General features: G+C 56.5%; 11 protein-coding genes. 7 read left to right on the top strand and 4 right to left on the bottom strand.

Translation table 11 applies throughout. From position 1 onward, the window contains the following. The first annotated feature begins 115 nt into the window (after positions 1-115). The 5 genes from RHN82_RS17690 (at position 116) to yejF (ending at position 7,270) form a co-directional block, all read left to right on the top strand. A complete protein-coding gene (locus RHN82_RS17690; protein ID WP_047053349.1) occupies positions 116-1,669 on the top strand; it encodes a cyclic di-GMP phosphodiesterase in 1,554 nt (517 codons plus the stop codon). A 75-nt stretch (positions 1,670-1,744) separates the two neighbouring features. Beyond that, the gene (locus RHN82_RS17685; RefSeq protein ID WP_047053348.1) at positions 1,745-3,550 is read left to right on the top strand and encodes an extracellular solute-binding protein; all 1,806 of its coding nucleotides are present in this window, start codon (positions 1,745-1,747) and stop codon (positions 3,548-3,550) included. A gap of 9 nt (positions 3,551-3,559) precedes the next feature. Then, complete coding sequence (locus RHN82_RS17680) at positions 3,560-4,654, top strand: microcin C ABC transporter permease YejB (RefSeq protein WP_047053345.1); 1,095 nt, start codon at positions 3,560-3,562, stop codon at positions 4,652-4,654. Continuing rightward, positions 4,654-5,679, top strand: coding sequence for a microcin C ABC transporter permease (locus tag RHN82_RS17675; RefSeq protein ID WP_015572302.1), 1,026 nt, complete (start codon positions 4,654-4,656; stop codon positions 5,677-5,679). Before RHN82_RS17680 ends, RHN82_RS17675 begins: the two co-directional genes overlap by 1 nt. A gap of 1 nt (position 5,680) precedes the next feature. Then, positions 5,681-7,270 carry a microcin C ABC transporter ATP-binding protein YejF gene (gene yejF / locus RHN82_RS17670; RefSeq protein WP_047053344.1) on the top strand — a complete coding sequence of 530 codons (1,590 nt, stop codon included), beginning with the start codon at positions 5,681-5,683 and terminating at the stop codon, positions 7,268-7,270. Positions 7,271-7,273: 3 nt separating this feature from the next. On the opposite strand, the gene RHN82_RS17665 is transcribed toward yejF, so the two are convergent. From RHN82_RS17665 to rsuA, 3 genes are all read right to left on the bottom strand, one after another. Next, on the bottom strand, positions 7,274-7,618 hold the full coding sequence (locus tag RHN82_RS17665; protein WP_003859372.1) for a YejG family protein: 345 nt from the start codon (positions 7,616-7,618) through the stop codon (positions 7,274-7,276). A gap of 276 nt (positions 7,619-7,894) precedes the next feature. Beyond that, positions 7,895-9,094 (bottom strand): Bcr/CflA family multidrug efflux MFS transporter, encoded by a 1,200-nt coding sequence (locus RHN82_RS17660; protein WP_017383400.1) that lies wholly within the window; start codon positions 9,092-9,094, stop codon positions 7,895-7,897. A gap of 15 nt (positions 9,095-9,109) precedes the next feature. Beyond that, positions 9,110-9,817, bottom strand: coding sequence for a 16S rRNA pseudouridine(516) synthase RsuA (gene rsuA / locus RHN82_RS17655; protein WP_045341042.1), 708 nt, complete (start codon positions 9,815-9,817; stop codon positions 9,110-9,112). A 151-nt stretch (positions 9,818-9,968) separates the two neighbouring features. Here rsuA and RHN82_RS17650 point away from each other — a divergent pair, with 151 nt between their 5' ends. Beyond that, the gene (locus tag RHN82_RS17650) at positions 9,969-11,729 is read left to right on the top strand and encodes a DEAD/DEAH box helicase (RefSeq protein WP_047053341.1); all 1,761 of its coding nucleotides are present in this window, start codon (positions 9,969-9,971) and stop codon (positions 11,727-11,729) included. Positions 11,730-11,854: 125 nt separating this feature from the next. Beyond that, positions 11,855-12,139, top strand: coding sequence for a 50S ribosomal protein L25 (gene rplY, locus RHN82_RS17645; protein ID WP_003859376.1), 285 nt, complete (start codon positions 11,855-11,857; stop codon positions 12,137-12,139). 51 nt (positions 12,140-12,190) lie between these two features. Here the strand turns inward: rplY and yejK are convergent, their stop codons facing one another. Further along, positions 12,191-13,198, bottom strand: coding sequence for a nucleoid-associated protein YejK (gene yejK / locus RHN82_RS17640; RefSeq protein WP_047053340.1), 1,008 nt, complete (start codon positions 13,196-13,198; stop codon positions 12,191-12,193). Between the last annotated feature and the right edge of the window lie 56 nt (positions 13,199-13,254).

The following is a 13,254-nucleotide window of genomic DNA, read 5'->3' as shown; positions in this document are numbered from 1 at the left end:
ATCGTTGGTTATCCCTTGGCTGGCGATACGATAAAAAAAGCACTGCTCCGGCAGTGTTTTTTTTTGCCCGTTACACTGATAACTATCCAGCGGCATTTCAGGAATTACGACATCTATGTTTACCCGCTACTTCTCCAGCAACCGCAAGATACTGTTTCTCAGTTTCCTTACGGGGTTATTCACTGCCCTGCTTCTGGGAGCATTACAGTTTTACTGGAGTTACCACAAGCGAGACGTCAGATTCGATACCCTCATTACCGATTTACGCGTCTATATGGAGAGCTATTTCGATGAGCTCAAAATGTCGATTGATACGCTCCAGCCACTCACGCTGAACAGCTGCGAGGAAGTGAGTGCCGCCCTGACCTCCCGGGCGGCCTTTAGCATCAACGTGCGCGCCTTTTTGCTGGTCAGGGATAAATACGCCTACTGCTCTTCCGCCACCGGCCCGATGAATGTCCCCCTGCAAGCGCTTATTCCTGAACTGCACATCAATAAACAGGTTGATATGGCGCTCCTGCCGGGCACCCCCATGATGCCGGACAAGCCCGCGATTGCCATCTGGTATCGCAACCCACTGGTGAAAGACGGCGGTGTGTTTACCTCCGTAAATCTCAACCTGACCCCGTACCTTCTCTACACCTCACGACAGGATGAGTTTGCCGGTATTTCCATCATTATTGGCGATTATGCGTTATCAACCCATTCCGGAACGCTGGTCCCTGCGCGTGATTTGCCTGATATCCCGGTCCGTACCGCCACGCTGAAAAATGTGCCTCTGACCATCCATGTTTATGCGGAAGCCTGGACGACCGATGAAGTGCTGTACGCCCTGTTTTTCGGCCTGGTCTGCGGGATCGCGGCGGGCCTGTTGAATTTCTATATTCTTACTATCCGTCTTAATCCGGGGAAAGAGATCCTCACGGCCATCAAGCGCGACCAGTTTTACGTGGTCTATCAACCCGTCGTGGATGCGCAGTCGCTCAAAATGACCGGGCTGGAAGTCCTGATGCGCTGGAAGCATCCGGTGATGGGAGAAATTCCACCGGATGCCTTTATTAATTTCGCTGAAGCGCAGAAGCTGATTGTCCCGCTGACGCTGCATCTTTTTGACCTGATTATCCGCGATGCCCCTGTCCTGCAAACGGTGCTCCCGCCTGGGGCCAAGTTTGGGATCAACATCGCGCCCGGGCATCTGCATGCGGAAAGCTTTAAAGAGGATATGCGCGCGTTTGCCGCCGCCCTTCCACCCGATCACTTCCAGATTGTGCTGGAAATAACCGAGCGCGATATGATCAACCACCGCGAGGCTAATCAGCTGTTCGAATGGCTGCACGAAGAAGGTTTTGAAATCGCCATCGATGATTTTGGCACCGGCCACAGCGCGCTGATCTATCTGGAACGCTTCACGATGGATTACCTGAAAATTGACCGTGGCTTCGTGAATGCCATCGGGACTGAAACCGTCACCTCGCCAGTGCTTGACGCGGTGCTGACGCTGGCAGAACGTCTGAATATGATAACCGTCGCCGAGGGTGTTGAAACGCCGGAGCAGGCGGCGTGGCTACGCGAGCATGGCGTGAACTATCTTCAGGGCTACTGGATCGGCCGCCCGATGCCGCTGGAGCAGTTCAGGACGTGGCAACCCGACATCACGCTCGGGGAATAATTTCACAATCACCGCGCTGTCCCTTATTATTCTGTTCAACCGAGCCTGCCTGTGAACAAAGGGATCCGCCGCACTATGATTATGCGCGTTGTGTTGACGCTGTTGGCGCTGGTGAGCCTGTCGAGCCAGGCGCAGACCATCAAAGAGAGCACGGCCTTTGCCGTCATTGGCGAGCCGAAGTACGCGGTTAACTTTAACCATTACGATTACGTTAACCCCGCCGCCCCGAAAGGCGGAAACGTGACGCTTTCCGCCACGGGAACGTTTGACAACTTTAACCGCTTTGCCCTGCGCGGCGTAGCGGCAGCGCGTACCGAATCCCTCTATGACACGCTGTTCGTCACCTCCGACGACGAGCCCGGCAGCTATTATCCCCTGGTCGCGGAGAACGTGCGTTACGCCGATGATTTCAGCTGGGCAGAAATCGCGATTAATCCGCGGGCGCGTTTTCACGACGGTACGCCGGTTAGCGCCCGTGACGTGGCGTTCACCTTTCATAAATTTATGACCGAAGGCGTGCCGCAGTTTCGTCTGGTGTACAAGGGCACCACGGTGAAAGCCATCGCCCCGCTGACCGTGCGCATCGAACTCCCTGAGCCGAACAAAGAGAATATGCTGAGCCTGTTCTCCCTGCCCGTCATGCCCGAATCCTTCTGGAAAAACCATAAGCTGAGCGATCCCCTCTCTACCCCGCCGCTGGCGGGAGGGCCGTATCGCATTACCGACTGGCGAATGGGCCAGTACGTGATCTATTCCCGGGTGAAAGATTACTGGGCAGCCACGCTGCCGGTAAACCGGGGCCGCTGGAACTTCGATACAATCCGCTACGACTACTACCTGGATGATAACGTGGCCTTCGAGGCATTTAAGGCGGGCGCGTTTGATTTACGTGTCGAGAACAGCGCCAAAAACTGGGCGACCCGCTATATCGGAAAAAATTTCGCGAAAGGCTATATCGTTAAAGACGAACACAAAAACGAATCAGCGCAGGACACGCGCTGGCTGGCGTTTAATATTCAGCGCCCGGTTTTTTCCGATCGTCGGGTGCGTGAAGCCATTACCCTGGCGTTTGATTTTGAATGGATGAACAAAGCGCTGTTTTACGGAGCCTACAGCCGGGCGAACAGCTATTTCCAGAATACTGAATATGCCGCCCGTGATTATCCCCACGCGGACGAGCTGGTTTTGCTGGCGCCAATGAAAGCGGAGCTCCCGCCGGAGGTGTTCACCCGCGTATTTGAACCGCCCAAATCCGACGGAAACGGGTTCGACCGGGACAACCTGCTGAAAGCCAGCAACCTGCTGGATGACGCTGGCTGGGTGCTGAAAAACCGGCAACGGGTGAATGCGCAAACCGGCAAACCGCTCAGCTTCGAACTGCTGATTGCCTCCGGCGCAAACGATCAGTGGGTGCTGCCGTTTAAGAAGAACCTTGCCCGGCTTGGCGTTACCATGAATATCCGCCAGGTCGATATGGCCCAGTTGACCAACCGCAAGCGCAGTCGCGATTACGACATGATGCAGGCCCTGTGGGCCGCGCAGCCGTGGCCGAGTTCAGATCTGCAAATCTCCTGGGCATCGGGGTATATCGACTCCTCCTACAACGCCCCGGGGGTAAAGAGCCCGGTGATTGATGCGCTGATTGCAAAAATTGTCGCCGCTCAGGGCGATAAGAACAAGCTTCTGCCGCTTGGCCGCGCGCTCGATCGGGTATTAACCTGGAACTATTATATGCTGCCGATGTGGTATATGGGCGAAGATCGCGTGGCCCGCTGGGATAAATTCTCCCTGCCTGCCGTTCGCCCGGTCTACACCCTCGGCTTTGACACCTGGTGGTATGACGTGAATAAAGCCGCAAAATTGCCCGCAGAGCGGCGTTAAGGAGTGATGATGGGCGCTTATCTTATCCGCCGGCTGCTGTTAGTGATCCCGACGCTGTGGGCCATCATTACCATTAACTTTTTTATCGTCCAGATCGCTCCCGGCGGCCCGGTGGACCAGGCGATTGCGGCAATAGAATTTGGTCACGCTGGCGGCATGCCGGGCGGCGGCGGTGAAGGAATGGGGGCCAGCCATGCCCGGACGGGCGTGGGCAATATCAGCGAAAGCCACTACCGGGGCGGTCGGGGACTGGATCCGGAGGTGATCGCCGAGATCACCCATCGCTATGGTTTTGACAAGCCGCTGCACGAGCGCTATTTCAGGATGCTCTGGAATTATGTCCGTTTCGATTTTGGCGACAGCCTGTTTCGCAGCGCCTCGGTGTTAACCCTGATCAAAGAAAGCCTGCCGGTTTCCATCACGCTCGGACTGTGGGGGACGCTGATTATTTATCTGGTCTCTATTCCGCTGGGGATAAGGAAAGCGGTCTACAACGGTAGCCGTTTCGATATCTGGAGCAGCACGTTTATTATCATCGGCTACGCTATCCCGGCGTTTCTGTTTGCCGTGCTGCTGATTGTCTTTTTCGCAGGCGGCAGTTATTTCGACCTCTTCCCGCTGCGCGGGCTGGTCTCTGCGGATTTCAGCACCCTGCCGTGGTATCAGAAAATCACCGATTACTTCTGGCATATCACGCTGCCGGTGCTGGCGACGGTCATCGGCGGTTTTGCGGCGCTTACGATGCTGACCAAAAACGCCTTTCTTGATGAGATCCGCAAACAGTACGTCGTCACCGCGCGCGCCAAAGGCGTCGGTGAAAAGCAGATCATGTGGAAGCACGTTTTTCGTAACGCCATGCTGCTGGTGATTGCCGGTTTCCCCGCCACGTTCATCAGTATGTTTTTTACCGGCTCGCTGCTGATAGAGGTGATGTTCTCGCTTAACGGATTAGGGCTGCTGGGCTATGAAGCCACCGTCTCCCGTGATTATCCGGTGATGTTTGGCACACTCTACATTTTCACCCTGATCGGCCTGCTGCTGAACATCATCAGCGATATCAGCTATACGCTGGTCGATCCCCGTATCGATTTTGAGGGCCGCTGATGTCGCGTTTAAGCCCCGTCAATCAGGCCCGCTGGGCGCGTTTTCGCCACAACCGTCGCGGCTACTGGTCGCTGTGGATCTTCGCCGTCCTGTTCGCCTTAAGTATGTGTTCGGAACTGATTGCCAACGATAAACCCCTGCTGGTGCATTTCAAAGACCGCTGGTATGTGCCGGTGCTGACCACCTACAGCGAAAGCGATTTTGGCGGCCCGTTTGCGACGCCAGCCGAGTACCAGGATCCCTGGTTACGTGAACAGATCGCGCAGCACGGCTGGGCTATCTGGGCGCCGATTCGTTTTGGCGCGAACAGTATTAACTTCGCCACGTCCACCCCCTTCCCTTCGCCGCCTTCCGCGCAAAACTGGCTGGGAACGGACGCCAACGGCGGCGATGTGCTGGCGCGCATCCTCTATGGCACCCGCATCTCGCTCCTGTTTGGGCTGCTGCTGACGCTCTTTAGCAGCGTAATGGGCGTTGTGGCGGGCGCCGTGCAGGGCTATTACGGGGGTAAAATAGATTTATGGGGACAGCGCGTGATTGAAGTCTGGTCCGGTATGCCGACGCTGTTTCTGATTATCCTGCTGTCCAGCGTGGTACAGCCTGGCTTCTGGTGGCTGCTCGGGATCACCGTCCTGTTCGGCTGGATGGCGCTGGTCGGCGTGGTGCGCGCGGAGTTTCTGCGTACGCGAAATTACGACTATATTCGCGCCGCGCAGGCGTTAGGCGTGAGCGATGGCGCAATCATCTTCCGTCACATGCTTCCCAATGCGGTGGTGGCGACCCTTACCTTCCTGCCGTTTATTTTGTGCAGCTCCATCACCACCCTGACGTCGCTTGATTTTCTTGGTTTCGGTTTGCCGCTGGGCTCACCGTCCCTTGGCGAACTGCTGTTGCAGGGCAAAAACAATCTCCAGGCCCCCTGGCTGGGCATCGCCGCATTCCTCTCCGTGGCGGTGCTCCTTTCCCTGCTGATTTTTATTGGCGAAGCCGTGCGCGATGCCTTCGATCCCAACAAGGCGGTATGACATGACCCGGCCTCTTCTGAGCATAGAGAACCTGTCGATTGCGTTTTCAAAACAGGGCGAATCACGCACGGTGGTGACGGATTTATCGTTGCAGATCCAGCGCGGAGAGACGCTGGCGCTGGTCGGGGAATCCGGCTCCGGTAAGAGCGTTTCGGCGCTGTCGGTGCTGCGCCTGCTCCCTTCCCCGCCGGTCAGCTATCCGCAGGGGGATATTCTGTTCCATGGACAATCGCTGCTGAACGCTGACGAGCAAACCCTGCGCGGCATTCGTGGCAACAACATCGCCATGATTTTTCAGGAGCCGATGGTGTCGCTCAACCCTCTGCATACGCTGGAAAAACAGCTCTATGAAGTGCTGTCCCTTCATCGGGGAATGCGTAAAGAGGCAGCGCGGGGTGAAATTCTCGACTGCCTTGAACGCACCGGTATTCGTAATGCCGCGAAACGGCTGAACGATTTCCCGCACCAGCTTTCCGGCGGCGAGCGCCAGCGCGTGATGATCGCAATGGCCCTGCTCACGCGCCCCGAACTGCTGATTGCCGATGAACCCACTACCGCGCTGGACGTCACGGTGCAGGCACAAATTCTGCAACTGTTGCGCGAACTGCGCGACGAGCTGAACATGAGCCTGCTGTTTATTACGCACAACCTGAGCATCGTGAGAAAGCTTGCTGACACGGTGGCCGTGATGCAAAACGGCCGCTGCGTGGAACAGAACCGGGCATCCGCCCTCCTGAGCGCGCCTCAGCACCCGTATACACAGCGCCTGCTCGATAGCGAACCCGCTGGCGACCCGGTACCGCTTAACGCTGACAGCGTGCCGTTGCTGAGGGTTGAAGGGCTGTCGGTGTCATTCCCGATCCGCAAAGGCATTTTGCGTCGCGTGGTCGATCACAATCATGTCCTGAAAGGCATGAGCTTCGCTCTGCGTCCGGGCGAGTCGCTTGGGCTTGTGGGCGAATCCGGCTCGGGCAAAAGCACCACCGGTCTGGCGCTGCTGCGCCTGATCGCCTCTCAGGGAAGCATTGTCTTTGACGGCATGCCGCTGCAAAACCTGAATCGCCGGATGATGCTCCCCGTCCGCCCGCGGATGCAGGTGGTATTTCAGGATCCAAACTCTTCGCTTAACCCGCGCCTGAGCGTTTTGCAGATTATTGAGGAGGGCCTGCGCGTCCACCAGCCGACAATGACGGCGCAACAGCGTGAAATCGACGTGATGCGGGTGATGGCGGAAGTGGGTTTAGATCCCGAGACCCGGCACCGGTATCCGGCTGAGTTTTCTGGCGGACAGCGCCAGCGTATAGCGATTGCCCGCGCGCTGATCCTCAAACCGGAGCTGATCGTGCTGGACGAGCCAACCTCTTCCCTGGACCGCACCGTGCAGGCGCAAATTCTGGCGCTGCTGAAGGGGCTACAGGAAAAGCATCGGCTGGCCTATATCTTTATCAGCCACGATTTACAGGTGGTGCGTGCGCTTTGCCATCAGGTGGTGGTATTGCGGCAGGGAGAAGTCGTTGAGCAGGGAGAGTGCCAGCGCGTATTCACCGCGCCGACGCAGGATTACACGCGCCAGCTATTGTCCGCTGACTAGCACTCAGAAAGGATATTGACCGGAGAACGGCTCGGCAATGGCCACGCCGAAGTTTTTCAGCCGACAGGTGGCGGCAAACTCATCCTGGCTGTTAACAAACAGGCACGGCTCACCTTCGCATTCCAGCACGGAGCTGTCCACTTCGATGTCCGTCAGCGCCTGGCTGAGACGTTCCATGACCGGCCACGCATTTTCATCGCTCGGGCTGAGCAGCTTAAGCGCCACCAGACAATTATCCTCCCCGGCAACGCTTTGCGGAATCGGTTCAACTTTCGAACCTGCAAAACCCGTCGACCAGCGATAGCTCTGGGGCAAGCGATGGACAATGGAGAGTTGTAATGTATTCACGTTCAGATCCCCGGAAGCAAATTTACTTCACAATTTATTTACATTTATAGTAACACATCATCGCCAACCTGCACTGTTTAGCGGATTTTATAGGCGTTGCAGGCTCGCGTCGGCGCTATATGTACCCGTTTCTGCGATCTAACTCAACCTTTTTAAATACAATGATGTGACTTTTTACATAAATAGATTTTACATAAAAGAAACAAACACAGGTTAAACGAACGGAGGGTTGGTTGATATGGGTCAACAAAAAGGCCCGTCTCGGGCCTTAAGTGGTCATTTATGCGCCGTCTTTCGCGGCCGGCTGGCGTAAAGATAGAAGAGGATAGAGCAGGTCGCGCAGAGGGCAATCGCCCACAGCATCGGCCAGGCGGTATTAAACGTCGCCGTCGAGAGCAGCGCCCCGACTATCGCGCCAATCCCGAAACGGAACGTTCCTGCCAGCGACGAGGCGGTACCCGCCATATGCGGAAATTCGTCGAGGATCACCGCCATCGCGTTGGATGAAACCATCGACACGCAGCCGACAAACGCCGCCACCCCCACCACCAGCGCCCAGAAACCGACGCCCAGTAACGCGCTCAATACCAGCCAGATAGCCATTACGAACTGGATCCACAGCCCGGCGCGAAACATATTCAGCGCCCCAACTCGCCGGACGAAGCGGCTGTTGATAATGGTCATCACAAACAGGAACACGATATTCAGCGCGAAGTAGTAGCCAAAATGCTGGGGCGACACATGGTTCAGTTCGATATACACAAACGGCCCCGCGCTCAGGAACGAGAACATTCCGGCAAAGCTGAAGCCGCTGGCCAGCATATAGCTCAGCACACGCTTATGGCGAAACAGCGAGGCAAAGTTGCCAAGCGTGGTGCGAATGTGGAACTTCTGACGTCGCTCGACCGGCAGCGTTTCATCGATAAAGACGAAGATCATCACCGAGGCCAGCAGCGCGGCAATCGCCAGGATCCAGAAAATCGCATGCCAGCTGAACCACACCAGGACCGCCCCGCCCACCATGGGGGCGACCAGCGGCGCAATGGTCGTGACCAGCATGACGAACGACATCATGCGCGAGAACTCTTCCTTCGGGTAAACGTCGCGCATCAGCGCGTTAATCACCACGCTTGCCGCAGCCGCCGCCAGGCCATGGAAGAAACGCATCACAATCAGCTGATCGATACTCTGCGCCAGCGCGCAGGCCACCGCCGCCGCGGCAAATATCAATGTCCCGCCCAGGATAACCGGTTTACGCCCCAGGCTGTCGGCCATTGGGCCATAAAAGAGCTGACCGAGGGCAAAACCAAGAATGTAGGTGCTGAGCGTCATCTGCGCGCTGCCTGCCGGTACGCCAAACTGCGCGGAAATCACCGGCAGCGCGGGCAGATACATATCGATAGACAGCGGCATCAGCATGGCCAGCAGGCCAAGGATAAATACAATTTTAAACGACGAGTGTGGCCTGGTGGTCACAGGGTTCTCCTGAATTTAGCGTGAAGGCAGCCCGACGCTGGCGATCTCTTCTTCCGTCAGCGGGCGATATTCCCCTGGCGCCAGGTCTGGATCGAGTTCAATCGCGCCGATACGTTCACGATGCAGCCCCACAACGTGGTTGCCCACGGCGGCAAACATCCGTTTCACCTGGTGGTAGCGGCCTTCACTGATGGTCAGACGGACATCCGTGGGGGTGAGGATTTCCAGCACCGCCGGTTTGGTCAGATCCTTCTCATTATGCAGCTGAACGCCTTTCGCGAATTGCTCTGCCGTGTCATCCGAGACCGGAGACTCAAGCGTCACCCGATAGGTTTTCTCGCAGTGATGGCGCGGGGAGGTGATGCGGTGCGACCACTGGCCGTCATCGGTCATCAGCACCAGGCCGGTGGTATCGATATCCAGTCGCCCTGCCGCATGCAGCTTGTGCGCCACAGGTTCGTCGAGGAAGTAGAGCACCGTCGGGTGATCCGGATCGTCCGTTGAACAGACGTAACCTTCCGGTTTGTTGAGCATGAAGTAGCGCGGGCCATTCTGCTGGGTCAGCGGGTTGCCGTCATACTCCACCTGGTGCTCAGGCTGGAGTTTAAAAGCGCTGTCTTTCACAATGTCGCCGTCCACGGTTACGCGGCTGGCGCGAATTTCACGCCCGGCAATAGCGCGGCTTACGCCGAGTTGCTGAGCGATAAACTTATCAAGTCGCATGAAATCTTTTTAGCCTTAATGGTGCTGGAAGTCGGACTACGCGTCCGAAAAAGAAGCAGTCAGAAACAGTTCAGTATAATGGTCTGGTTGCGCCACTCAAGGGAAAAAGTTTCGTGGCATACTATATGCGAGTTAACTGAATAGAGAAGCCATGACGTTCACATTACGCCCCTATCAGCAGGAAGCCGTTGATGCCACCCTCGCCTGGTTTCGCAAGCATCGGGAGCCCGCCGCCATCGTACTCCCGACCGGAGCCGGTAAAAGCCTGGTGATTGCCGAACTGGCGCGCCTGGCCCGCGGACGCGTGCTGGTGCTGGCGCACGTCAAAGAGCTGGTGGCGCAAAACCACGCCAAATATTGCGCGCTCGGCCTGGAGGCCGACATTTTTGCCGCCGGGCTGAAGCGCAAAGAGAGCCACGGAAAAGTGGTGTTTGGCAGCGTACAATCCGTTGCACGCAACCTGGAGCTGTTTCGCAGCGAGTTTTCCCTGCTGATTGTCGATGAATGTCACCGCATCAGCGATGACGACGACAGCCAGTATCAGCAAATCCTCACTCATCTGAAAAAGGTGAATCCTCACCTCCGTCTGCTTGGCCTTACCGCCACGCCGTTTCGTCTGGGCAAGGGCTGGATTTATCAGTTTCATTATCACGGCATGGTGCGTGGCGATGAAAAGGCCCTGTTCCGCGACTGTATCTATGAGCTTCCCCTGCGCTATATGATCAAGCACGGCTACCTGACGCCGCCGGAGCGGCTGGATATGCCCGTCGTGCAGTACGATTTCAGCCGCTTACAGGCGCAGAGCAACGGGCTGTTCAGCGAGGCAGATCTTAACCATGAGCTGAAAAAACAGAAGCGGATCACGCCGCATATCATCAGCCAGATTGAAGAGTTCGCGCAAACGCGCAAAGGGGTGATGATTTTTGCTGCCACCGTCGAACACGCGCGCGAAATTACGGGGCTGCTGCCCGCCGACGACGCGGCGTTAATTACCGGTGAAACCCCCGGCCCGGAGCGTGACAGCCTGATTGAGGCCTTCAAAGCTCAGCGGTTCCGCTATCTGGTGAATGTCTCCGTATTAACCACCGGCTTTGACGCCCCGCACGTCGACCTGATTGCGATTCTTCGCCCGACGGAATCCGTCAGCCTGTATCAGCAGATTGTTGGCCGCGGGCTGCGCCTGGCGCCGGGCAAAACCGACTGTCTGATCCTCGATTACGCCGGTAACCCGCACGATCTCTATTCGCCGGAAGTCGGCACGCCAAAAGGCAAGAGCGACAACGTGCCCGTTCAGGTTTTTTGCCCTGCCTGCGGGTTTGCCAACACCTTCTGGGGGAAAACCACCGCCGACGGCACGCTGATCGAACATTTTGGCCGCCGCTGTCAGGGCTGGTTTGAAGACGATGAAGGCCACCGCGAACAGTGTGATTTCCGCTTCCGCTTCAAAAACTGCCCGCAGTGCAATGCCGAAAACGACATTGCCGCCCGCCGCTGCCGGGAGTGCGACACGGTCCTGGTCGACCCGGACGACATGCTGAAAGCAGCGCTGAAGCTGAAAGATGCGCTGGTGCTACGCTGTTCCGGCATGGTTTTACAGCCGGGCGCGGATGAAAAAGGCGAGTGGCTAAAAATTACCTATTACGACGAAGATGGCGCAGACGTCAGCGAGCGGTTCCGGGTCCAGACGCCCGCCCAGCGCACCGCGTTCGAGCAGCTCTTTATCCGCCCGCATACCCGCACGCCTGGCGTGCCGCTGCGCTGGATAACCGTGGCCGATATCGTGCGCCAGCAGGCGTTGCTGCGCCATCCTGATTTTGTTGTCGCCCGTAAAAAAGGGCAGTTCTGGCAGGTGCGTGAGAAGGTCTTTGACTATGAAGGACGCTTTCGCCGGGCAAACGAATTGCGCGGTTAACGGGACTTTTCGTTGATGCGCGAGCCATTTGAGTATAAAATGCCGCCCGCTTCACATCCGTGAGGCAGAACACTCACCTGCTGCTGGGTCGCCTGTAGTAGGGTTTTAAATACAGAGAGAAATCAATGTTCACTATCGAAGCAGAAGTACGTAACGTGCAGGGTAAGGGTGCGAGCCGCCGCCTGCGTACCGCAAACAAGTTCCCGGCTATCGTTTACGGTGGCGAAGCTGCTCCAGTTGCTATTGAACTGGATCACGACAAAGTATGGAACATGCAGACCAAAGCTGAGTTCTACAGCGAAGTTCTGACCATCGTTGTTGGCGGTAAAGAAGAAAAAGTGAAAGTTCAGGCTGTTCAGCGTCACGCGTTCAAGCCAAAACTGACTCACATCGACTTCGTTCGCGCGTAATCGCAAACCTGTCGAGAAAAACCCCGCCTTTGCGGGGTTTTTTTATGGCTGTTACTTACCACCTGAGGTGCGACGCTGGAGCTGGTCGCGCAGATTCGGCGGCGTGCCTTTAATGGTCAGCGTGTCGGTGGCCGGGTCCCAGAAGATACGTTCCCCGAGCAGCATGGCATCAAAGTTAATGGTTAACCCACCGCCGCTACCGGCAAATTTCGTCAGCTGACGCAGCGTACTGCGATCCGCCGGGAAGCTCTCTTCCAGCTCATAGCCTTTTTCCGCAGTAAATTCCTGGAAGCTGACTTCGCTGACGCCTGCCAGCTCTTTGGACAGCGACTCCAGCTCAATCTCTTCCCCGGCCTGTAACTGCTCGTTGCAGTAGCTGTAAACCTGCTGACGCACGTTTTGACGCTCAAATTTATCAAGCTGCGCCTCAGCCGTAAAGTCATCCACCGCCTGGAGGAGACCTTTGTTCTGCGCTTTGGCATTGAGCCCTTCGCTGGCGCCGAGGAAGTCCATAAAGAAATCCGCCACTTTGCGGCCCACGCGGCCTTTAAGGAAGGTCAGATAGCGCGTTGATTCCGGGTTGGTTTCCCATTCGGTTAAATCGATACGCGCCACAATATCCGCATGGTTGATATCCAGATAGTGCGTTGAGCTGATATCCAGCTGCTCGTTCACGCGCATGCTGCTTAAGTTATTCAGCACGGTGACCAGCAGATACTCTACCGCCAGATAGCGGTAGTGGCAGAACAGGACGATACCGCCATCGGCGAAGGGATATTTCGCCAGTTCGTCACGCAGACGGCCAGTAGCAGCGCGGCTGAATGCCAGGAAATCCTCTTCGCCCTGACGTTGCAGGCGCAGGCTATCCGCCAGTTCGCTCTCTTCGCTGAACAAGCCATAGGCTTTATTTTTCGCGCTGTAGACGCGATGCAACTCCGCCATCATCTCGACAACGGTAGGCGTTGGTTCCAGTAACGAATCGCGCAGCACCACTTCAAGGGTTTGCTCATCACGCTTGATAAGCTGGTGCAAGGCAATCTGGTTGATTTCCAGACTCATGATAAACTCTCCTTTTAGACCGGGCGGTATTCAACCACCACCAACGCATGTGTGCA

It is taken from the genome of Enterobacter cloacae complex sp. EB5 (genome assembly GCF_031432835.1).
Lineage (GTDB): Bacteria > Pseudomonadota > Gammaproteobacteria > Enterobacterales > Enterobacteriaceae > Enterobacter > Enterobacter hormaechei_C.
This window is presented reverse-complemented; position numbering and strand designations above follow the sequence as displayed.

What these genes read in the sequence shown, in the direction of transcription:
- RHN82_RS17690 (WP_047053349.1), top strand. Translation starts at nt 116, where the DNA reads ATGTTTACCCGCTACTTCTCCAGCAACCGCAAGATACTGTTTCTCAGT.
- RHN82_RS17680 (WP_047053345.1), top strand. Translation starts at nt 3,560, where the DNA reads ATGGGCGCTTATCTTATCCGCCGGCTGCTGTTAGTGATCCCGACGCTG.
- rsuA (WP_045341042.1), bottom strand. Translation starts at nt 9,817, where the DNA reads ATGCGACTTGATAAGTTTATCGCTCAGCAACTCGGCGTAAGCCGCGCT.
- yejK (WP_047053340.1), bottom strand. Translation starts at nt 13,198, where the DNA reads ATGAGTCTGGAAATCAACCAGATTGCCTTGCACCAGCTTATCAAGCGT.
- RHN82_RS17650 (WP_047053341.1), top strand. Translation starts at nt 9,969, where the DNA reads ATGACGTTCACATTACGCCCCTATCAGCAGGAAGCCGTTGATGCCACC.
- RHN82_RS17685 (WP_047053348.1), top strand. Translation starts at nt 1,745, where the DNA reads ATGATTATGCGCGTTGTGTTGACGCTGTTGGCGCTGGTGAGCCTGTCG.
- RHN82_RS17675 (WP_015572302.1), top strand. Translation starts at nt 4,654, where the DNA reads ATGTCGCGTTTAAGCCCCGTCAATCAGGCCCGCTGGGCGCGTTTTCGC.
- yejF (WP_047053344.1), top strand. Translation starts at nt 5,681, where the DNA reads ATGACCCGGCCTCTTCTGAGCATAGAGAACCTGTCGATTGCGTTTTCA.
- rplY (WP_003859376.1), top strand. Translation starts at nt 11,855, where the DNA reads ATGTTCACTATCGAAGCAGAAGTACGTAACGTGCAGGGTAAGGGTGCG.